Annotated in this window: 23 protein-coding genes; 7 read left to right on the forward strand and 16 right to left on the reverse strand. The window is 61.4% G+C overall.

What is annotated here, in order from left to right:
- From AB5Y70_RS05790 to AB5Y70_RS05815, 6 genes are all read left to right on the forward strand, one after another.
- On the forward strand, positions 1–456 hold a 456-nt coding region (locus tag AB5Y70_RS05790), incomplete at its 5' end, for a flagellin (RefSeq protein ID WP_368175973.1).
- Between the two features lie 41 nt (positions 457–497).
- Positions 498–956: a flagellar protein FlaG gene (locus tag AB5Y70_RS05795; protein ID WP_223929950.1), complete on the forward strand. Its 459-nt coding sequence runs from the start codon at positions 498–500 to the stop codon at positions 954–956.
- 30 nt (positions 957–986) lie between these two features.
- Positions 987–2384: a flagellar filament capping protein FliD gene (gene fliD / locus AB5Y70_RS05800; protein ID WP_161648197.1), complete on the forward strand. Its 1398-nt coding sequence runs from the start codon at positions 987–989 to the stop codon at positions 2382–2384.
- 20 nt (positions 2385–2404) lie between these two features.
- Positions 2405–2827: a flagellar export chaperone FliS gene (fliS, locus tag AB5Y70_RS05805; RefSeq protein ID WP_049636147.1), complete on the forward strand. Its 423-nt coding sequence runs from the start codon at positions 2405–2407 to the stop codon at positions 2825–2827.
- Positions 2824–3150 carry a hypothetical protein gene (locus AB5Y70_RS05810; protein ID WP_049636146.1) on the forward strand — a complete coding sequence of 109 codons (327 nt, stop codon included), beginning with the start codon at positions 2824–2826 and terminating at the stop codon, positions 3148–3150. Before fliS ends, AB5Y70_RS05810 begins: the two co-directional genes overlap by 4 nt.
- On the forward strand, positions 3150–5255 hold the full coding sequence (locus tag AB5Y70_RS05815; protein ID WP_049636145.1) for a 6-hydroxymethylpterin diphosphokinase MptE-like protein: 2106 nt from the start codon (positions 3150–3152) through the stop codon (positions 5253–5255). Before AB5Y70_RS05810 ends, AB5Y70_RS05815 begins: the two co-directional genes overlap by 1 nt.
- 57 nt (positions 5256–5312) lie before the next feature.
- On the opposite strand, the gene AB5Y70_RS05820 is transcribed toward AB5Y70_RS05815, so the two are convergent.
- The 14 genes from AB5Y70_RS05820 to AB5Y70_RS05885 all read right to left on the reverse strand — a co-directional run bounded on the left by AB5Y70_RS05820 (position 5313) and on the right by AB5Y70_RS05885 (position 18047).
- Positions 5313–5978, reverse strand: a complete 666-nt coding sequence (locus AB5Y70_RS05820; RefSeq protein WP_049636144.1) for a trans-aconitate 2-methyltransferase — start codon at positions 5976–5978, stop codon at positions 5313–5315.
- An 18-nt stretch (positions 5979–5996) separates the two neighbouring features.
- On the reverse strand, positions 5997–7025 hold the full coding sequence (gene pseI, locus AB5Y70_RS05825) for a pseudaminic acid synthase (protein WP_069784661.1): 1029 nt from the start codon (positions 7023–7025) through the stop codon (positions 5997–5999).
- On the reverse strand, positions 7022–7585 hold the full coding sequence (gene pseH, locus AB5Y70_RS05830; protein WP_069784660.1) for a UDP-4-amino-4,6-dideoxy-N-acetyl-beta-L-altrosamine N-acetyltransferase: 564 nt from the start codon (positions 7583–7585) through the stop codon (positions 7022–7024). The genes pseI and pseH overlap by 4 nt, the downstream gene beginning before the upstream one ends.
- Positions 7567–8511, reverse strand: a complete 945-nt coding sequence (locus AB5Y70_RS05835) for a hypothetical protein (protein WP_069784659.1) — start codon at positions 8509–8511, stop codon at positions 7567–7569. Before AB5Y70_RS05835 ends, pseH begins: the two co-directional genes overlap by 19 nt.
- Positions 8512–9801, reverse strand: coding sequence for an aminotransferase class III-fold pyridoxal phosphate-dependent enzyme (locus AB5Y70_RS05840; RefSeq protein ID WP_069784658.1), 1290 nt, complete (start codon positions 9799–9801; stop codon positions 8512–8514). It lies immediately after the preceding gene.
- On the reverse strand, positions 9798–10553 hold the full coding sequence (locus AB5Y70_RS05845) for an NTP transferase domain-containing protein (RefSeq protein WP_069784657.1): 756 nt from the start codon (positions 10551–10553) through the stop codon (positions 9798–9800). The genes AB5Y70_RS05840 and AB5Y70_RS05845 overlap by 4 nt, the downstream gene beginning before the upstream one ends.
- Positions 10550–11395: an aldo/keto reductase gene (locus tag AB5Y70_RS05850; protein WP_069784656.1), complete on the reverse strand. Its 846-nt coding sequence runs from the start codon at positions 11393–11395 to the stop codon at positions 10550–10552. Before AB5Y70_RS05850 ends, AB5Y70_RS05845 begins: the two co-directional genes overlap by 4 nt.
- Positions 11386–12528: a UDP-4-amino-4,6-dideoxy-N-acetyl-beta-L-altrosamine transaminase gene (gene pseC, locus AB5Y70_RS05855; RefSeq protein WP_069784655.1), complete on the reverse strand. Its 1143-nt coding sequence runs from the start codon at positions 12526–12528 to the stop codon at positions 11386–11388. The genes AB5Y70_RS05850 and pseC overlap by 10 nt, the downstream gene beginning before the upstream one ends.
- Positions 12525–13529, reverse strand: coding sequence for a UDP-N-acetylglucosamine 4,6-dehydratase (inverting) (pseB, locus tag AB5Y70_RS05860; protein ID WP_069784654.1), 1005 nt, complete (start codon positions 13527–13529; stop codon positions 12525–12527). Before pseB ends, pseC begins: the two co-directional genes overlap by 4 nt.
- Positions 13530–13632: 103 nt before the next feature.
- Complete coding sequence (locus tag AB5Y70_RS05865; protein WP_244056068.1) at positions 13633–14403, reverse strand: cobalamin-binding protein; 771 nt, start codon at positions 14401–14403, stop codon at positions 13633–13635.
- Between the two features lie 61 nt (positions 14404–14464).
- A complete protein-coding gene (locus AB5Y70_RS05870) occupies positions 14465–15397 on the reverse strand; it encodes a cobalamin biosynthesis protein (RefSeq protein ID WP_139736561.1) in 933 nt (310 codons plus the stop codon).
- Between the two features lie 26 nt (positions 15398–15423).
- Positions 15424–16116 (reverse strand): 5'-methylthioadenosine/S-adenosylhomocysteine nucleosidase, encoded by a 693-nt coding sequence (gene mtnN / locus AB5Y70_RS05875; RefSeq protein ID WP_139736560.1) that lies wholly within the window; start codon positions 16114–16116, stop codon positions 15424–15426.
- A gap of 100 nt (positions 16117–16216) precedes the next feature.
- On the reverse strand, positions 16217–16975 hold the full coding sequence (locus AB5Y70_RS05880; RefSeq protein WP_010674307.1) for an ABC transporter substrate-binding protein: 759 nt from the start codon (positions 16973–16975) through the stop codon (positions 16217–16219).
- 142 nt (positions 16976–17117) lie between these two features.
- Positions 17118–18047 (reverse strand): ZIP family metal transporter, encoded by a 930-nt coding sequence (locus tag AB5Y70_RS05885; protein ID WP_244056064.1) that lies wholly within the window; start codon positions 18045–18047, stop codon positions 17118–17120.
- A gap of 295 nt (positions 18048–18342) precedes the next feature.
- On the opposite strand from AB5Y70_RS05885, the gene AB5Y70_RS05890 reads away from it, so the two are divergent.
- A complete protein-coding gene (locus AB5Y70_RS05890; RefSeq protein WP_010674309.1) occupies positions 18343–19974 on the forward strand; it encodes a methyl-accepting chemotaxis protein in 1632 nt (543 codons plus the stop codon).
- 69 nt (positions 19975–20043) lie between these two features.
- On the opposite strand, the gene gloA is transcribed toward AB5Y70_RS05890, so the two are convergent.
- Together gloA and nth are read right to left on the reverse strand one after the other, a co-directional pair.
- Positions 20044–20451, reverse strand: coding sequence for a lactoylglutathione lyase (gloA, locus tag AB5Y70_RS05895; RefSeq protein ID WP_010674310.1), 408 nt, complete (start codon positions 20449–20451; stop codon positions 20044–20046).
- 77 nt (positions 20452–20528) lie between these two features.
- Positions 20529–21170 (reverse strand): endonuclease III, encoded by a 642-nt coding sequence (nth, locus tag AB5Y70_RS05900; protein ID WP_005302279.1) that lies wholly within the window; start codon positions 21168–21170, stop codon positions 20529–20531.
- Positions 21171–21182 lie beyond the last annotated feature (12 nt).

Below are 21182 nucleotides of genomic sequence, written 5' to 3' on the forward strand. Positions count from 1 at the left end.
TTCCAGGTGGGGGCCGACGCCAACCAGACCATTAGTTTTAACCTGAATCAGACCGATGGTTTCAGTATTTCTGGTATTGCGGCGGCGGCGACTGCGGCTGGTACTGCTGCCATTGCTGTCAATACTATTTTCACTAGCGGTAGTACTGCTGGTGGTATCAGTATCAGCACCCAGGCCAAAGCTCAAGATGTATTGCTTGCTACTGATTCCATGCTGAAAGTGGTGGATGGGAAGCGTGCCGAACTGGGTGCGGTGCAAAACCGTCTGGATTCCACCATCCGCAACCAGGCGAACATCTCCGAGAACGTCAGTGCCGCCCGCTCCCGTATCCGTGATGCGGACTTCGCGACCGAGACTGCAAACATGACCAAGCAGAACATCCTGCAGCAGGCGGCGTCCAGTATCCTGGCCCAGGCCAACCAGCGCCCGCAGTCCGCTCTGCAACTACTGGGCTAAGCTGGCCACACCGTCAATATCATTGATATGAGGAGCAGCAGATGGCCAATGAATCGATAGCTATGCCCTCTGTTACTTCGACGCTCACTCAACATGGCGGCCCCCAGGCCGCCATGCCTGTTTCTCCCTCCGTTTCGGGTGGACATGATGTGGTCGAGCAGAAAGGCGTCGAGTCGACAGCCCAGGTATCGCAGGCGCCGCTGACACACATCAGGGCAGCAGAGCCGCGTATCGACAGGGCTGATATAGAAAAACAGGCCCAAGAATTGCAAGAAAGATTGGACAACCTGAGCAAAATGAAAGGGTGGACAATCAATTTCAGCCTGATCCCAGAATTCGATCAGCCTGTGATCAAGGTGATAGACGCGGAGACCAAACAGGTGATCCGCCAGATCCCGAGCGAAGAGATGCTCTTGATTAGCAAGAGGTTGCAGTCCATGGAACAATCGGGAAACACGGTATCCAGCCTCTCAGGGCTGCTGTTCGATGGTCAGGTGTAACCCTTTTTTTAAGTCGATAGACAGGAGGACGTGATGGCAATTACCTCTGCGGGGGCGGGGTCTGGGCTCGATCTTGAGAGCGTGATTTCGGCGAGTGTGTCAGCGAAAAAAGCCCAGCTGCAACAGCCGATCATTACCAAGCAGAACAGCACCCAGATCACCTTGTCTGGCATCGGTCAGCTGAAGTCCTCCATCTCTGCCTTTACCGACATTCTGGATAAACTGAGTGCGCCAGGTGCGTTCAACAAACGTGCCATCAACATCACCCAGAGCAAAGATGACCCCATTTTGAAGGTGGAGAGCAAGTCTGGTGCTTCCAACGGTCAATACAACATCATCGTCAATAAGTTGGCGGAAACGAGCCGCCAGGAGGGGATCTTCGACAGTTCGACCACCCCTCTGGCGACTCAGGATGGGCAACTGACCTTCAAGGCGGGTGACAAGACGTTCAAGGTGGATGTGAAAGCGGGCGATACCCTGCAAGACATTCGCAAGAGCATCAACAGCAATGGTGACAACTTCGGCCTCAGTGCCAACATCGTCAACACGGCGGATGGCAAGGCCAAGCTGGTGATCGACTCCGGCATCTCGGGAGACGGCAAGGATCTGACCATCACCGGGAATACCGCCGAACTCGCCATTTTCGAGGCCGGCGGCGGTGTCATGAGCCAGACCCGGGCGGCCAGCAGTGCCGAGATCAACGTGGATGGCAATGTCCTCAAGAGCGACACCAACACCTTTGACGACTCCATTCAGGATCTCAAGGTGACCGTGTTGCGGGTGTCGGACAAGGACAGTGTCGGAGATCTCAAGGCCAACAGGGTGGACATCACCACCGACAAGACATCCATTCAGGATCTTGTCCAGCAGTTCGTGGATGGCTACAACACCCTGCAGGACAAGATGAATGGTCTGGGCAAGCGCAACAGCTTCGTGGGCGGCGTCAAGCAGGACGATGGCGGTGCCCTGGCGGGGGATTCCACTACCCGTGCCATCAGCGCGTTCATGAGCAATCTGCTGGTCAGCCCTTCCCAGAACAGCAGCACCTATTCCACCATCTTCGAAGTCGGCATCAAGATGGACAACAAGGGCAAGTTGTCGCTGGACAAGACCAAGTTCGGTGAGGCGGTCGACAAGAACTTCGATCAGGTGGTGGCGCTCTTTGGCGAGGAAAAGGGGCTGGCGGCCACCTTGAATACCGGCCTGAAAGAGTACACCAAGAGTGGCGGCATGCTGGCACAGCGGGAAGATGTCCTGAACTCGGATTTGCGTGCGCTGACCCAGAAGACGGCGACGGCCAATGCTCAACTGGCGAAATATGAAGCGGCATTGCGTGCTCAATACGGCAGCCTGGATGCCCTGCTGGTCAAGATGAACAGCTCAGCCTCGGCACTGGCGACCTTGCAGACGAATTATCAAAACTCTTGATAGATCGAGAGAATTCAAACATGTACAAACGCAATATCAAAGCATATACGGCGGGCAACCTTGCCGCCGATCTGGCCACGGCGGATCCTCATCGCGTCATCCAGCTGATGATGCAGGGCTGCCTGGAGCGTCTGGCGCAAGCCAAGGGAGCCATAGAGCGCAACGACATGGAGGCCAAATCCATCGCCGTCTCCAAGGCCCAGGGGTTGCTGCACGGTCTGCAGGATGCGCTGGACATGAGCCAGGGCGCCATGGCTGAAGACCTGTATGGGCTCTACGCCTATATGGACGAACGTGTCTGGGACGCCAGCCTGACCCGTGATGTCGCGCCCCTTGAAGAAGTCATGACGCTGATGCTGACCATCAAGTCCGGTTGGGATCAACTGCCGGAGTCAGAAAAGCAGCAAGGATTCCAGATGAGACAACAGTTGGGCGAGCTGTGAGCGCCACCCTCGCCGCCCTCGAAGAGGCACTGAATGAGAATGCCCGTCTGGTGGAGGGGCTGTTGCAACAGCAGCAATATGACGAGGCGTTGCAGTGTATGGATGAGCGGCTGGCATTGATAGAGAGCCTGATGCAACTGGTTGGCCGGGAGCCGTCGCAACGGTCGGCCGCGGTGGCGCTGGCTGGCAGATTGTCCATTCAGGAAGAGAGAATGCAGGCCCTGGCCGCCAGCCACCATCACGCCATTTTCGAACGCTTGACTCTGGTCGGTAGAGCCAACAAGGCCGGGCAGGCCTATCGCGTGAACAGCAAGGAGTTCTGATGCCAGGCAATATTGATGCGGCCCTGATAAAAGCGGAGCAGGAAGCGCTGCGGCTTCGGCAGCAGGCGGAGCAGGAAGCGGCCATGGCGGTGGCTTTGCCGCTGCGATTTGAACAGAATATGGCGGCGTTTCGCCAGTACATTCCCCATATCGCCGATATGTATGAGCACTATCAACCCGCCCGTCCATTTCGGTTTTTCTGCAACGAGAATGGTCAGCCTAATCTGGCTTGGCTCGATGATGATGTCGCAGTCTATGGCGCCGAACCCTATCTCATCTGTGAAACGCTAGTAATGGAATCCATAAAAAAGGGAGGGCTATCCAGATGTTCATTTAGCCAGGAGACCAATCCGCTCGGCTTTATACATGTGGAGTATCTAAATAAGCTCAATACCTATCTGGGAGATATTTCTCAGGAGGCTGGTGTCTTAAGTCAGGTGCCGAATGAAGTACCGAGCGCTTTGATCCTTGGTGTGGGCCTGGGTTATCACCTTGGCTATATCTATGAACGTTGCAAGATTGGTACCCTGTTTCTGTTTGAGCCGGATCTGGATCTTTTCTATGCATCACTATTCTGTTTTGACTGGGCACCGCTGCTGAGCTATTTGCATCAGGAAAATTTGGGAATACATATCCTGCTAGGGCAGGATGAGCAGACAATCTTGAATGATTTTTCTGCGGCAGTACAAAGCCGAGGCTCCTTTCTGATTGCCAATGCCTTTGTCATGTGGGGATATCAGAATGATAAAATAAAAAGCCTGATGAATATCCTCCAACAGGAGTATTATCGACTGATTATGGGATGGGGATTCTTCGATGACAACCTTATCGCACTTTCCCATACCGTGGAGAATATTGAACGTGGCGTGCCTTTTTTAAAGCATGCTCACAAGGTTGCGTATGAGTATCAACGAGTGCCTGTATTTATAATTGCCAATGGTCCCTCTCTGGATGATTCCATCGATGTCATTGCGGCTAATAAAGACCGGGCCATCTTAATATCCTGTGGCAGTGCAATATCAGCTTTGCATAAAGTTGGAATAAAGCCGGATATTCATGTTGAAACTGAACGCACCAAAATCGTCTATGATTTCTTGGTTAACCTGAATGACCCTGAATATCTGCAAGATATTTTTTTCTTGAGCACAGATGTGATTCATCCGAATTGTTCAACTTTATTTAAACGTTCAGCACTGTTGTTCAAAAGTGGTGAACCAGGAGTCATGTTGTGTCATCACCATTTTCCGGAGTCGAGATTATTTACTGCTCTGGGAGTAGTTAATCCATTGGTGGGTAATATAGGTGTCGCTACACCAATTTATCTTGGTTTTAAGAGTGTTTACTTGTTTGGTTTGGATAATGGTTATAAAGAGAAAGGTAATCATCACTCAAAGTTAAGTTCATATTATAATAATGAGCAGAGTGCCGAAATCTTAGGCAAGATAATGTATGGCGATGATCAGTGGCAACGTGAGGCAAATTTCTCTGGCGTTATTATAAGCAATGCCATGTTTGATACATCCCGACACATCATCGAGTATGTATTGTCTACTAATAGAGAAGTACAATGCTTTAATTGTAGTGATGGAGCCAAAATTAAGGGAGCAAGACCTTTTCCAAGCAGCGAGGTGGGTTTATTCCAACCCATCGATAAGGCAGCCATCCTCGATGACATCAGCAATAGACTCTGTGCTCCACTAGCGTTATCAAAGCAAGACTTTTATCCTTTGCTAGATGTTGAATTTTTCAATAATTTTATCGATAAAATGGTTGATGAGTGGCAGCTAAATTTTTCATCTAGGAATGAGATTAATCAGCTGATGCTGCAACATTTTGGTTATCTTAGTCAGATAGCCAAAACTAAGCAAATGCATATAGCTCAGTTTATGATAGGCTCGATGAATTATATATTTACCCTGTTAAGTTCCATTCTTTATTCAACCGAAAAGGAAGGGGAGGCTCTTGCCCTGATGAAGCCCGCCATTGAGATCTGGCTAGAGTTTTTGGCCAAGGCGAGGGAGATGTATCCCAGGGCGCTCGACAGCGTCGACATGGTGGATAACGAAGTGATGGCGCTGTTCAGAAAGAAAACCGTGAACAGCTGAGCCTGTGCCCCTGCACTTGGGGAGAGACGAAAATACCGACCCTTGGGTCGGTATTTTTTATCTTGCGGGATAGGGGTTCTGCGCCGCGAGCAGCCTCGCATCTTTGCGCAGGATCTGCACCGAGATCAGCGCATCCGGCTCGAGTTCGGTGCTGCCGTCGTGATGCTGCACATGCTCGAACAGACGGTGGTAACCCGGATGCCAGGCAAACAGATCGCCGTAGTTCATCTTGTAGCTGAAGAGACTGGCGTGATGCTGATAGTCGTTGCGATAGTGTCCGGCCGGCGGATTGAAATCCAGTATGGTCATGAGTCCCTGGTCGGCCAGCAGCGCATCGCTGCCTGCGGCAATCTTGAACAGATCCTGGGGATCGCACAGATAGAGGCAGAAGCCGAAGATGATGAGGTCGACGGGTTCCATCTCGGGCAGGTTGTCGGCCGTCCCGACCGTGAGGTGCAATCCAGGGTACCGGGAGAGCCCATCCTGGATGGCACTGGCCGAGGGATCCACCCCATAGCAGCGTGCGCCGTAATGCTCGGCCAGCTGCGCCAGCCGCCAGCCGTTGGCGCAACCTATCTCCAGGATCCTGGCGGGTTTGCTGCCCAGATACGCCAGTGCCTTGAAGATGGGATCGCGCTCCAGGGTCTTGCCTAGGATGGCGCTCTTGTTGCGTTCGTACCACTCGTTCCCTTCCCGGGACATGAAGACGTTCTTCTGATCCATGCTGAGCTCCTCGACCGTTTAGGAAACCAATGACCAGGCCAGGGGCGTACCGGCCTGAATATCCTGGCTGGCACGGCGACCCAGCAGGGAGGGAAGGTGAACCGGGGGCAAACCATCGGCCGGCCGGACGGAACGGACATTGCGGGACGTGAAGGCATCCCCCGCCTTCATGTCCTCACAGACGAAGAGAGAGCGAGCGAAGCGCCGGTTGCGCATCGTCTTGTCGTTGAGGTGATAGCTGACCTCCCCCAGGGCCGCCTCGACTTGCCGGATCCCTTCGACCATGTGGGCGAACTCGTCCGGCGTCATGGAGAAGGAGGCATCCGGTCCACCCACGGCTCGGTCCAGAATGAAGTGCTTCTCTATCACGCTAGCCCCCAGGGCGGTGGCGGCCATGGCCACCGCTTCCCCCAGGGTATGGTCCGACAACCCCACCTCGACCCCGAAAGTCTGCTTCATATTCGGCATGGTGAGCAGGTTGGCCTCCTCCACCGGGGCTGGGTAGGAGGAGGTGCACTTGAGCAATGTGATGTCGTGATTGCCTACGCGGCGGCAGGCTTGCACGGCGGCATCGATGTCGGCCAGGGTCGCGATGCCGGTCGAGATGATCATCGGCTTGCCCTTGCTGGCGGTGTACTCGATCAGGGGGATGTCGGTGATCTCGAAGGAGGCGATCTTGTAGAGAGGGACGTCGAGTGTCTCCAGAAAATCGACGGCACTGGGGTCGAAGGGGGTGGAGAAGAAGATGAGGCCTTCCTTGTGCGCTTCCGCCTGGATGGCGGCATGCCACTCCCAGGGGGTATAGGCCTCCTGGTAGAGCTTGTAGAGCGTGGTGCCATCCCAGATGGTGCCCTGATTGATCTGGAAATGTTCATTGTCGCAGTCGAGGGTGATGGTGTCGGCCGTATAGGTCTGGATCTTGATGGCATCGGCGCCGCACGCCTTGGCTGCGCGTACCGTCGCGAGGGCCGTCTCCAGGGAGTGGCCATGATTGGCCGACAGTTCGGCGATGATGAAGCATCGATTCGGATGAATGGCTTGGGTCATGGATGTCTCCACTCCTGTTCGGTGATCCCCATGAGCACGAGATCGACATAGTTTGTTGTATGGGGGCGATAGACCGCCTCCCGCCAGACCCCTTCATGGCGAAAGCCGGCACGCAGATAGGCCTGAATGGCTCTTTCATTGTCGGCCGCGACCTCCAGCTTGAGCGTATGCAACCGGGCAACCTCGAAGGCGAGGCGGTTGACGGTGGCCAGCAGGCGAGCCCCCAGCCCCTTGTCGGGGCGCGAGGGATTGCGATAGATCCCGAGCCAGGCCAGACGATTCTGCCAGTCCAGCCGGTGCAGGGCGATCACCCCCAGGATCCCCCGGGGGTCGAGGCAGAGGTAGTTCAGGTTGCGAGTGTCCTGATGCTGGCGTGCCATGAAGGCACGATGCGTCTCCAGACTGATGTCGCCTCCCGTATTCATCCAGCGTGCGATCTCGGGGTGGGTTCGCATCTGCCAGACCGCCACGACCTGCTGTTCATCCAGCATGGCGAAGGGGAGCAGGCTCACCCCGGCGAGGTCGAAGGCGTGCTGCAGATCTAGGCCTGGTTGAGCCATGAGAGGGCCTCCAGGGTACCGTTTCCTGTTATGAGTCGCTGCAACCCTTGTGCCCGTCTGACGCGCTCCTCCGGTGCCGATAGCGTCGCCAGCCCTTGTTCCAGCCGGGATAGCAGGGCGGCATCGTGCCACCAGCCCCCGGAGATAAAGGTGTCTGGACCGCACCAGCCCGCCAGCTGGCGGGCCTGGTTGTCGGCAACGCCGATGAGCACGCCCGGCAGACCGCAGCGTGCCAGTTCATAGGTCACTTGCCCGGCGGCACTGATGGCTAGATCGCAGCGGCACATGAGATCCGCCATCTGCCCGGCATCGAGGTTGTGATGTTGCTGGCATCCCGACAGGCGCGAGTCGGGCGCCCGGCTGACGACGTTCAACTCCGCGTCCAGATGGTGCCGGCGCAGCCAGGTGACCAGGCCAGGTAGCAGGTCGTGGATGTCGGTGCCGCCCATGATGAGCAGGATGCGTTCGATACGGGCAGAGACCCGGGTTCGGGCGGGCACGGACCAGAACGGGAGGCGCAGGGGTTGCCAGCCAGGTCCCCACCGCCAAGTGGCGATGCCGGAGTGGTTGCCTGGTGTGCCCGGGCTGGCGTGAATGACCAGCCCCTTCGGGTAGTTCAGCCGCTCGGTGTCATCGAGATAGAGCACCCGCAGGAAACCGGCAGAGATGCTCTCAAGCGTGGCCAGGCTGGCCGAGTAGGAGTCGACGATGGCGACCGCCTGTTGCGGGGAAGTGGGTCGCTGCTGCCAGTTGTCCCAGCTGACGGACTCCTTCCCGAGCAGGGTGCTGGCAAGCTCGTCGCCATCGACTACCCAGTGGACGGTACCGCCCTGCTGTCGCCAGGCCGCGGCATAGGCGCTGCAACGACTGAGGTGACCGAGGCCCCGGGCCTGGTCCCCCTCGCTGAAGATCCAGAGCGGCGGCATTTAGCGCACCTTGAACACCGGCTGGATAGGCTCGCCATCCAGGGCCTGATGAATGGCCTTGTCGGCATCCAGGCGGACAAGCGCCGGCAGGACCTCGGCATAGACGGCCAGCAGGGTCTGTACATCCTGCTCGCTGTGGGCAAGGTTCAGGTTGTGGCTGCCGAGGCTCAGGATGCCCCGCTTGCACAGCTCCTGGATGAAATAGCTCTTGAGCAGCCAGCTGGAGTGGTTGGCCGAGTCGCCGATGAGCAGGAAGCTCCAGCTCGGATGGCCGGCGCTTTGCAGCCAGCTCGGGGCATCCAATTTTTGCAGCAAGGCATCGAGCCCGTTCAGCAACTGCTGGCCGCGCTCCGCCAGCCGTGCAGGCACGTCGAGCCGGCGCATCTTGCCGATCACGGCGTTGGCCGCCGCCAGGGCGATGGCATCGCCGCCGAAGGTGCCGGAGAAGAAGATATCTTCCATGCGGCGCATGTACTGGCGGCGACCCACCACGGCGGAGATGGGGAAGCCGTTGGCCATGCCCTTGCCGAAGGCGGCCAGATCCGGGGTCACCCCGAACAGGGTCTGGGCGCCGCCGAGGTGGAAGCGAAAGCCCGTGATGGTCTCATCGAAGATGAGCAGGGCGCCGTGCTCGTCGCACAGCTGGCGCAGGCCGGGCAGGAAGTCCGGAGCGGGCCAGGCGACGTTCATGGGTTCCAGGATCACGGCGGCAAACTCGCCGGGATGGGCTTCCAGCTGGGCCTTGAGGGAGGCCAGATCGTTGTAGTCGAAGCGATGGGTGAGCTCGCGCACGCACTCGGGCACCCCCAGGTGGCGGGTGGTGGAGCCGATGTACCAGTCCTGCCAGCCGTGGTAGCCGCAGACGGCGACCCGCTCCCGACCGGTGACGGCGCGGGAGAGGCGAATGCAGGCGGAGGTGGCGTCGGTGCCGTTCTTGCCAAAGCGGACCATCTCGGCGCAGGGGATGAGCGCGATCAGCTGCTCCGCCACCTCGGTTTCCAGGCGGTGGGGCAGGGAGAAGATGGAGCCCAGGTTGAGCTGATCCAGCACGGCCTGGTTCACGTCCGGATCGCAGTAACCCAGGCTGATGGCCAGCAGGCCGCTGGCAAAGTCGAGATACTCGTTGCCATCCACATCCCACACCCTGGCGCCCTGACCGCGCTCGAGAAAGAGCGGCGCGGCGCCATAGGGGAAGCAGAGGCGGCTCTTGGAGAAGGTCTGGGACCCTAAAGGAATGCTCTGCTCGGCCCGGGCGGAGAGGGTCAGTGAATGCTGATACCGTGAGGTCATGAGTGGTTCTCCTTGGCCAGCGAGCTTGCCAGCCCCTCATTGCGTTGATGTTGGGTGTTCAGGGTCGCCAACTGCGGCTCACGCGCCAGCAGGGCGAGAATGTCGTCGGTGGCAAAGGCCGGGTTTGACGGGTAGAGCCGCTGATAGATTTGCTCGACCAGGGCGAAGTCGGCGGGCTCGTCCACCGTCCAGCGCAGATGGGCCAGGCTCGGCTGGCGCGCCAGCTTGCCTATCTTGAACTGCGCCTCGTGCTGGCGGATGTAGTAGGTGACGTGTTCGCGCTGGGTCGGGGTGTGGGCGCTCCCGGCCAGCAGATCCAGGGTGGCGGCGCTCAGGATCTCGGCGTCCAGTCCATCCGGGTAGCTGGGGTCCCAGCAGTTGCTGCTGTAGTCGTAGCCGCCGGTCAGATGCAGCTCGACCAGCTCGTCGATGAGGGCGGGATCCGCGAGCGGACAATCCCCGGTGAGCCGCACGATCTGGCTGGGGCCGAAGGGTTGGGCGGCCAGATGAAAACGCTGCAGCACGTCGTCCAGCGGGCCGCGAAAACAGGGGACGCCCAGCTCGGCGCAAAGGGCCGAGATGGCCTCATCCCCGGCCTGGTCGCTGGTGGCGACCACCAGTTGATCCAGCCTGGTCGAGCGCTGGAGCCGCTCTATCTGGCGGGCGAGCATGGGGACGCCGAGCAGGGGTTTGAGCACCTTGCCCGGCAGTCGGCTGGAGCTGGCTCTGGCCTGCAATATTCCGAGGATCATGATGTTCTCCACATGGCCGGGTTGATGAGGCCGGGCTCGTCGCAGGCGAGGGCGGCCAGCTCGTCGTCATGGCCCGGATGCAGATGGGCATAGGTTGAGGCGATGGCCGCCAGTTCATGGGCATGGCAGACCCCGACCACGAAGCGGCTGACCTGGGGCAGGGCCGGGATCAGGGAGAGCGCCTTGTGGAGCGGGGAGAGATGGGGATGCCAGTCGTCCAGCCGCGCCAGCGGTCGGGCGAAGGCCTGGAAATAGTCCGGGCGCATGGCCGGCTGCATCAGCAGCAGGCCTTGCAGGAACAGAGAGCGCACGTGGATCTCACACCCCAGAGCCTGTAGTCGGTCGAGCCAGCCCGAGCGTAAAAAACGCTGATCGAGCAGATTGGTGGGGAGCTGCACCAGCTCCAGCGGATAACCCTGCGCCAGCCAACGTGCCAGCTCCTCGGGGGCATAGACGGAGACCCCCACCTTGCCCACCAGCCCCTGACGCTGCAGCTCTGCCAACTGCTCGAACAGGGCGGGGCTGGCATCCTGGCTGCGGTGCAGCAGCAGGCCGTCCAGCCTGGGGCGGGCCAGCCGTTGCAGGCTGCCTGCCACCGAGGTGGTGACCTCGGTGGCCTGGATGCCCGGTGCCAGCTTGCCCACCAGCTGGAAGTCGGCGGTGTGACGGCTGCCGAGCCGGGTCTCGGCCTTGCCATAGGCCTGGGCCGTGTCCAAGGTATCCACCCCCAGCTTGCGGGCCAGGGTCAGGATGGTATCGAGTTCGTCATCCGGCACTTCGCCGGCGCGGTTGCTGACGCCGTAGTCGAGCCCGAACTGGACCGTGCCCAGGGCTAGGCGCATAGCACGGACTCCAGCGCCCGCACCACCTGATCCTGCTCCGCCAGGGAAAGGGCGGGGTACAGGGGGAGGCTGACGGCTTGCCGGTAATAGGCCTGGGCGCCGGGGTAGGCTGCGGGATCATGACCCAGCTCGCGATAGTAGGGCTGGGCCGGGATCGGCATGTAATGAACATTCACCCCTATGCCGGCCTCCCTCAACTGGGCAAACACCCGATCCCGGTCGGCGACCCGGACCACATAGAGGTGGTAGCCGCTGCGCCTGTCATCCATTTGGCGCAGGGGCTGCACCGGCAGCCGGGTCAGCAGTTCGTCGTAGCGGGTGGCAAGCTGTTGGCGCTGCGCAATAAATTGCGGCAGGCGGCGAAGCTGGCTTGCGCCCAGTGCGGCCTGGATGTCGGTCAGCCGGTAGTTGAAACCCAGCACCTGCTGCTCGTAGTACCAGCCTCCCGGGCTGGGGGCACTCAGCTGAGCGGGATCCCGGGTGATGCCATGGCTGCGATAAAGCCTCAGCTTTGCCGCCAGTGCGGCGCTGCGGGTGGTGATGGCGCCCCCTTCCCCGGTCGTGATGGGTTTCACCGGGTGGAAGCTGAAGACGGTCATGTCGCTGTGGGCACAGCTGCCGATGGGTTGCCCCTGATAGCTGGCCCCCAGGGCATGGCAGGCATCCTCGATGAGGTGCACGCCATATTGTCGGCACAGGGCGCCTATCTCGGCGAGATCGCAGGGCTGGCCCGCGAGATGCACGGCAACCAGGGCCTTGGGCTGATGGGATGTTCCCTGAACGCGCTGCAGCTTCTCGCGCAGCGCCGCCACGCAGAGGTTGCCGGTTTCGGGCTCCACGTCGACGAAGTCCACCTGGGCGCCGCAGTAACGGGCGCAGTTGGCGGAGGCGACGAAGCTGATGGCGGAGACCCAGACCCAGTCATCCGCTCCCAGCTCCAGCGCGGCACAGGCAAGGTGCAGTGCCGTGGTGCCATTGCTGCAGGCGATCACGTGGGGGGCCTGGCAATAGTCGGCCAGCCCCTGCTCGAAGGCGGGCACCATTTCGCCCTGGGTCAGGTAGTCGGACTTCAGGACGGCGACGACGGCCTCGATATCTTCATCTGTGATGGATTGGCGTCCATAGGGGATCATTCGGCGAGTACCTGCTGATTCATGACTTTCAATTCCTCTATCGACAGGAAATGGCGATTGTTGAGGGAATTGTATTCAAAGCCGTGTTCGACCTGGGTGGCCTTCTCCCCCAGGGCGTTGACGGCAAAGTCATTGTTGCGGCTCGTGAAGGTGATGCTGGGGGCGATGACGTAATAGTTGTCAAATTCATAGGTATGGTAGGAGTCGTCGGCCGGGCACATCACCTCGTGCAGCTTCTCGCCCGGGCGGATGCCGATTATCTCCTGGGGCAGCTCCGGCGCCATGGCGCTGGCGAGATCCGTGATGCGCACTGACGGGATCTTGGGAACGAACACTTCCCCCCCCTTCATGCGGGCGAAGTTGGTCAGCACGAACTCCACTCCCTGCTGCAGGGTCAGCCAGAAGCGGGTCATCTCGGCATGGGTGATGGGCAGGCGGCTGGCCCCTTCCCTGATCAGCCGGTCGAAGAAGGGCACGACCGAGCCGCGGGAGCCCACGACGTTGCCGTAGCGCACCACGGAGAAGATGGTGGGGTTCTTGCCCGCCATATTATTGGCGGCCACGAACAGCTTGTCGGAGCAGAGCTTGGTGGCGCCATAGAGATTGACCGGGTTGGCCGCCTTGTCGGTGGAGAGGGCGATCACCTTCTCGACCCCGTTGTTGAGCGCCGCCTTGATGACGTTTTCCGCCCCGTGGATGTTGGTCTTGATGCACTCCATGGGGTTGTATTCGGCGGCAGGCACCTGCTTGAGGGCGGCGGCATGGACCACGAAGTCCACGCCGTGCATGGCCATGTCCAGGCGTTCGCCATCGCGCACGTCGCCGATGAAGTAGCGCATGCAGGGGTGGTTGAACCGCTGCTGCATCTCGAATTGCTTGAGCTCATCACGGGAGTAGACGATCAGACGGCTCGGCGTGTACTGGGTGAGGACCGTTTCGATGAACTTCTTGCCAAAGGAGCCGGTACCCCCGGTGATCAGGATCGTTTTTCCGTTGAACATGTCATTGTCCCGTTATGGAGTGAGTGTCTTCAAATAGTGAAGCATATTTTATGCCATATCACTGAGATGCCCGACCCATGGGGCGCTCACCACCATGACGGCGTCAGGCGGATGGTGGGGGGCCGCGCAGGATCGCCTCGCATACCTGCTCCACCGCGTTGAGGGCGCGGGGGGTGAAGCGGTGCAGTTCATCGGCGTTGATAAGGGCGAGCCGCTGGTGTTTGACGGCGTCCAGCATGGGCCACTGCCGCCAGTGATCCAGCACGGAAGGATCCCGGCCGCCAGCCAGGATGAGCCCGGGATTGGCCTTGATCACCTGCTCCAGCCCGACCTGGGGGTAGGCTGCTCCCGTATTCGCCATGATGTTGCGTCCGCCGCAGAGGGTGATGGCCTGCCCCGGCCAGGTCGAATTATTGACGCTGGTGAGCGGCGGGTACCAGAGCTGATAGAAGACAGACAGGGGCTTGGGCTCGCCGTAGCGCGCCGCCAGGGCGTCGAGCCGGGTCAGATAGGCGCGGGCTTGCTCGTCGGCTCTGGGCGTGAGCCCGAGCAGGTGCCCCAGGCTGCGCATCTCGGTGGCCAGGGAGGCAAAGTCGGTGGGCTCCGAGTAGAAGACGGGGATGCCGAGGCGCTCGACCGGGCCCAGCATGCGGGCCTGGGCGGAGCGCCAGGCCACTACCAGATCCGGCTTCTGGGCCAGCAGCGCCTCGAGGTTGATGCTGCGATAGTTGGCCACCCGGGGGAGGTTGGCCACCTCGGCGGGGTAATCGGAGGCATCGTCGGTGGCGACCACGCGATCCCCGGCGCCGATATCGAACAGCAGTTCCGTCAGATGGGGAGTGAGGCTCACGATGCGCTGCGGCGGGGTGGCCATGGCGCACAGTGAGGTGCCCAGCAGGCAGACAAACAGGCCCAGGGCACGAAGGGAAACGCGATCAGCCATGATTGAGCGCCATCCATGTCAGGAGCTGCGAGAGCCCGAGCCAGCCCCAGCCGGTCAGTTGCAGACGCTGCAGCAGGCGCAGGGGCAGGTTGGCATCGGGTTCGCTCCCCTCATCAAATACCGGAAAGCGCACCAGCTGGCCCTGATAGTAGCGGGGGCCGCCGAGTCGGCTGCCCGTCGCCCGGGCCAGCAGCGCGAGCAGGACCCCCATGGCGGGATGGGGCCAATGCAGCGCAGGTCGCACTCTGTTGCCCAGCCCGCGCACCTGGGTCAGGCACAGGGGGAGCGCCAGCAGCAGGATGGCGGGGGCGCAGAAACCCTGATAGAGCGCCGCAGCCGGGCGGCCGAAGTGGACGAACGCGCTTTGCTTGGGGTTCCACGCCAGATGGGTCAACTGGGCGAGCCGCACCAGCAGGGCACCTTGTACCCCGGCCAGGGCGAAGCCCAGCAGGGGGGCGGCCCACTGACCGACGAGGCGCAGTACGCAGGTCTCGCTCACCGCCTTGTTCAACCCCATCACCGAGAGCTTGCCGGTCTCCCGCTTGAGCCAGGGGGCGACCTGCAGCCTCGCCACGACCAGCGTCTCCTGGGTTGCCAGAGCGCGGCTCCCCCGGGCGAGTTCCCGCAAGGGGCGGGATTCGAGCATCAGCAGCAGGAACAGGAGGTCGAACAGGGGCTCGGAAAGGGAGAGATTGCGCACCGCCCAGAGACCGGCAGCGCAGGGCACCCAGACCACCAGCAGGGCAAGGAGCCCGGCCTGGCTCTGCTGGCGTGGCGTGCCGTCGGGGCGATAGACCTTCTGGCCGAGGCGGGTGAGCAGAGGCACTGCTGCGCCGGGTCGAAAGCGTGCGGGCCAGGGCAGCAGGGCCTCCAGCAGGGCGGCCCCCACCATGATGCCCGCCGTCGTGGAGGCGAGGGCGGTCATCAGGACATCCCAGGAGGGGGCGTTGATCACAGCTTGCCGAGCAGCGCGATGATCACTTCGGCGGAGTGTTGACCCGCCACCTCGATGAAGGCATCGAAGGATTCCACCTGCTCCTTGCCGGCGATGTCCGACATGGCCCGTACCACCAAATAGGGCACTTTGAACATGTGGCATACCTGGCCGATGGCGGCCCCTTCCATCTCCACCGCCAGCATCTGCGGGAAGTCGGCACGGGCTTTCGCGATGGCGTCCGGCTTGCACATGAACTGATCGCCGGTGCAGATGAGCCCGACCTTGGTCTGGTGCTTGCCTTGCTCGGCAATGCAGGCTTGTGCCAGGGCGATGAGTCTTTCGTCGCAGGGGAAGGCGGCGGGCTGCTGGGCCATCTGGCCCATCTCGTAACCGAAGGCGGTCACGTCCACGTCGTGGAAGCGCATCTCGCTCGCGATGACCACGTCACCGATGTGCAGATCCTGGGCGAAGCCGCCGGCGGAACCGGTGTTGATGACGCAATCGGGAGCGAACTTCTCCAGCAGCAGGCTGGTGGCGACGCTGGCGGCGACCTTGCCGATGCCGGAGCGGGTCAGGATCACCTCTTTACCGGCCAGCTTGCCCTGATAGAACTCGCAGCCGCCCAGTTGCAGGGTGGTGGGCTCGCTCAGCTGGCTGCGCAGGAGGGCTACTTCCTGCTCCATGGCGCCGATAATACCTACTTTCATCATCTACCTCGTCTCGATGGCCGCTGGGCCGAAAAAGTTGGCGTGGATGATAGCAAAACTTGGCGGTGGCGCCGAGCATTGCGATGGCGCGGATGGGGGGTCAGGGGTAGCGTCTGGCCAGGGCGGCCAGTTCACCACTGTCTGCGAGCCGTTGCAGGGTGTTGGCGAACAGGGTCAGGCGCTCGGGGGCACTGTGGCGATGGAACAGGATGTAGAAGGGAGTCTCTTCCATCACGGTGGGGAGGATGCGGATCTTGTCGGCCAGCCCCTGTTCGCGCAAGTCGGACTCAAACCCCGGGGAGCGGTAGTAGACGAAACGGCCGCGCTTCATCAACAACTTCTCGTAGTTGGCCTGGTTGCTGATCCCGCCGCTGTCGATGATGAGGCCGCCGATATCCTGGAGCCGGGCGATGGCGCCGCTGCCATGGTTGATGAGGATGATGCCCGCCTGGCCGAGGGCCCTGACATCCTGCCAGCTGCGTATCTCGACGGGATCGTCACGGCGCACCGCCAGGTGGTAGCGCACCGTGAAGATGGCGGGAGTCAGGACGATGAAGTGATCCCGCCTGGCCGGGCTCTCCCCCACGCCGCAGATGAAGTCCAGCTGACCGTGCTGCACCTTCTTTTCCAGCCGTCGCAGCGGCAGGAAGCGCTGATCTCCCTCAATGCGAAGGGCTGGCTCCCTTGCTTCCATGAGCCGGAAGAGATCGACGCAGATCCCGCCGACATGCCCGTCGGGGAGCGTCACGTACTTGGGGGACGACGCCTGCTGCGCGGCCGTATGAAAGACCTCGGTGGCGCCAATGGCCCTGGCGGTGAGGACAAGCAGACACAGCAGCAGGATTATCCTGAGGGTCATCCGGGCAGGCTTCCGATGGGATTCAGGCGCCGTACATCAACCAGTCAAAGGGCGCCGGGGGCTCAACATTAGGCGATTTCCCCCTCTTATTTCAAGGGGTTCGCGCTGTCGTCACTAGGCGCACGGGGCTTGAGGGGGGTGATCAGCCGAGTGCGGTGTCGAGGGTCATCATCAGAGCGAAGCCTGCCATCAGGCCCAGGGTGGCGTGGGTCTGGTGGCCGTTGCGATGGGTGTCCGGGATCACTTCGTGGGAGACCACAAACAGCATGGCACCAGCCGCGAGCCCGAGGCCGATGGGGTAGGCGATGGCCATGCCGCTGGCGAGTCCGACCCCGAGCAGGGCGCCGAGCGGTTCCAGCAGGCCGCTGCCGATGGCGACCAGCACGGCCACCGGCGGGCGAAAACCGGCTGCGCACATGGCCAGCGCTACAGCCAGTCCTTCGGGAATGTCCTGCAGGGCAATGGCGGTCGTGAGGGGCAGTCCCACCGTCATGTCCCCCTGGGAGAAGCTGACCCCGATGGCCATGCCTTCGGGCAGGTTGTGCAGGGCGATGGCGAAGACGAACAGCCAGACCCGTGAGCAGCTCTCATGGCCGGGACCACAGGGGCCGGTCTTGTCGTGTTCGTGAGGGGTGAATTGATCCAGTCCCAGCATCAGCAGCACTCCGAGGGTCATGCCGGCCACCACCACGGCGGCGGCGAGGAAGCCGTCACCCGTGATCCCCTCGGCGGCCTCGAGCCCCGGCAGCAGCAGGGAGAAGGCGCTCGCCGCCAGCATCATGCCGGCGGCGAACCCCAGCATGGCATCTTCCACCCGTTGGGAAACGGCGCGCAGGAACAGGGCAGGCAGGGCGCCCAGCGCCGTGGCGGCAAAACCCGCAGCGCCGCCGATGAGGCCATAGCGTACTCCGGGCGTGATCTCCCCTGCTGCCAGCATGACGAGACTCTGCACCAGGAGCAGCAGCACGGCGACCAGGGCGAGCAGCAGCCCCAGGGCGATGAGGGGGCGATCCGCTATCTGCTCGCGCAGTTGGACAGACCAGGAAGGGGAGAGGGTCGATACGTTGTCCATGGGGCCTCTGAAGACAGGAATGGGGAGAGACGAGCGGCCATTACATAACCTGGCCCCTGCTTTGTCCATGACGGCGGACCGATTGTGGCAATCGGCTCAAGTTTTGCGTCGAGCTGGTCGCTCCTGTGCTGGCAGCCTCGTGGCGGGCACAAGGCCCGGCGTGGGGCGAGCGGGAAGCAAGGGATCCCCTCTCTTTGCTCCCATCGTCATTTCCCGTCAGGAGTCTCGGGTCACCGCTTACACGGATGTGATCATTGTGTCACTGCACATCTGCAGTCGAGGATCACCAGCCAACATGTCTTACAAGCATCTCTCCATCGGCAAGAAAATTGCCGCCGTCTTTGCGGTCATTGCCGTCATCAACGCCGTCTTCGGCCTGTTTCTCGCCACCGAACTGCGGGACATTCGGGATCGGGTATTGAACTTCACCGACTCCACCCTGCCAAGCGTGCTCTCGGTGGACAACCTGCTCTACGACGTCTCCTATGTGCGCCGTGCCCAGTTTGCCCTGCTGATGGTGGAAGATGCCGTCGACAGGCAGGTTCGCCGCGCCCGCATCCAGGAGAGCCTGGGCAAGGTGCAGCAGGTCATGGATGCCTACGAGGCAACCGTGGGGGCCGAGCATGAACGCCAGGCCTTCAACCGCGTCAAGCAGCAGTGGCTGCAATATCTGGGGGCCGTCAACCAGGTGGATGCCCTGTTGTTCCAGGGCAGCAGGGATGAGGCCAGGGAGGCGCTGTTTCGCTCGAACGGGCTCTACACCGAGCTGGAGCTGGCGGTGCGTGCACTGGTGAAAGTGAATCTTGGCTTTGTGGAAGAGAACCGTGGCAGCCTGCTTGGCAGCGTCACCATGGTGATGACCTTTGCCGTGGTGAGCATCGCGACCCTGCTGATCTTCATGGGGGTCATGACCTGGTTCCTCACCCGCCAGATCTGCCTGCCCCTGCAAGCCGTGGTGGCCCAGGCCAATGCCATCGCCCTGGGGGATCTGACCCATCGGCTGGATCGCCAGCACATCGGGCAGGACGAACTGGGGATGCTGGCCAGCGCCTCCCTCAAGATGCAGGACAACCTGCGTGGGCTCATCGAGGAGGTGGCCGCCGCCGTGACCCAGCTGGGAGCCGCCATCGAGGAGGTGAGCGCGGTCTCCGAGCAATCATCCCAGGGGATCCAGAGCCAGCAGCAGGAGATAGCCCAGGTTGCCACCGCCATGGCCCAGATGAAGGCGACGGTAGCGGATGTGGCGGGCAACACCGAGGTGGCCTCGGAGTCGGCAAGCTCCGCCAATGCCCTGGCTCGCCGCGGCAGTCAGGATGTGCAGGGGGCCCTGGATGCCATCACCCGGGTGGCCGGTGAGATGGAGCAGGCGGGCAACCTGGTGAGTGAACTGGAGAAAGAGTCCGCCCAGATCAACCTGGTGGTGGATGTCATTCGCGGCATTGCCGACCAGACCAACCTGCTGGCACTCAATGCCGCCATCGAGGCGGCCCGTGCCGGTGAGCAGGGGCGCGGCTTTGCGGTGGTGGCCGACGAGGTGCGCACCCTGGCGGGGCGTACCCAGGCCTCCACCGGCGAAATCGTCGCCATCATCGAGACCCTGCAGGCCCGTGCCAACCGGGCGAAGTCGGTGACCGGCCAGAGTTGCGAGATGATCCGCCAGTGCGTGAGCCAGAGCGAACGCACCAGCGCGGGCATTCGTCAGATTGAAGAGGCGGTGGCCCAGATAGCCGACATGGCGATCCAGATTGCCAGTGCCTGTGGCGAGCAGGATGCGGTCTCCGATGAGCTGGGCCGCAACGTGGCGCGCATCAACGACTCCTCCAACGAGGTCGCGACCGGCGCGGATCACACCGCCAAAGCCTGTCTGGAGCTGAGCCAGCTGGCGGCGGGTCTGCGCCAGAGCATGGGGCGCTTCCGCCTGGCCTGACGGTGGCCGCAGCCAATGAAAACGGGGCCCTGGGCCCCGTTGTTTTTCTCACCGCCAGGCGGCGTGGGCTCAGGCGCCCAGGCCGGTACCGGCGTCTTTCTTGGCAATCAGCTCAATCTTGTAGCCGTCCGGGTCTTCCACGAAGGCGATGACGGTGGTACCGCCCTTCACAGGGCCCGGTTCGCGGGTGATCTTGGCGCCGGCGGCGCGCAGCGCCTCGCAGGTGGCATAGATGTCGTCCGCTTCCAGGGCGATGTGACCATAGGCGGAACCGAGCTCGTATTCGCTCACGCCCCAGTTGTAGGTGAGCTCGATGACGGCTTCATCCTTCTCGTCGCCGTAGCCGACGAAGGCCAGGGTGTACTTGTATTCGCTGTTCTCGCTCTTGCGCAGCAGTGTCATGCCCAGCACTCGGGTGTAGAAGTCGATGGAACGTTGCAGATCGCCGACGCGCAACATGGTATGCAGAATTCTCATTGCTCAATTCTCCGGGTTGGTGGATTGGTACTGCCTTGAATCCATGGCCCGAGACCGGATCCGCAGAGGCCTGCAGATCAACTCTCGGGATAGACCTTCTCTTTGTATTCGCACAAATCTTCGATGATGCAGGAGCCGCAGCGGGGCTTGCGGGCGAGACAGGTGTAGCGCCCGTGCAGGATGAGCCAGTGATGCACGTCCAGCTTGAACTCGGCGGGGACCACCTTGAGCAGCTTCTCCTCCACCTGATCGACGTTCTTGCCCACTGCAAAGCCGGTGCGGTTGGAGACCCGGAAGATATGGGTGTCGACGGCGATGGTGGGCCAGCCGAAGGCGGTGTTGAGCACCACGTTGGCGGTCTTGCGGCCGACGCCGGGCAGGGCCTCGAGGGCCTCGCGATTCTCCGGCACCTCGCCGCCGTGGCGCTCCAGCAGAATGGCGCAGGTCTTGATGACGTTCTCGGCCTTGGTGTTGAAGAGGCCAATGGTCTTGATGTACTCCTTGACCCCGTCCACCCCCAGATCCAGCATGGCCTGGGGGGTGTTGGCCACCGGATAGAGCTTGTCGGTGGCCTTGTTGACGCTCACGTCGGTGGCCTGGGCCGAGAGCAGCACGGCGATGAGCAGCTCGAAGGGCGTGGTGAAGTTGAGCTCTGTGGTGGGATGGGGGTTGTCATCGCGCAACCGCTCCAGGATCAGCCTGCGTTTCTGGTTGTTCATGGCTCTCTCTTG

This window comes from Aeromonas sp. s1(2024), from assembly GCF_040908005.1.
Lineage (GTDB): Bacteria > Pseudomonadota > Gammaproteobacteria > Enterobacterales > Aeromonadaceae > Aeromonas > Aeromonas caviae.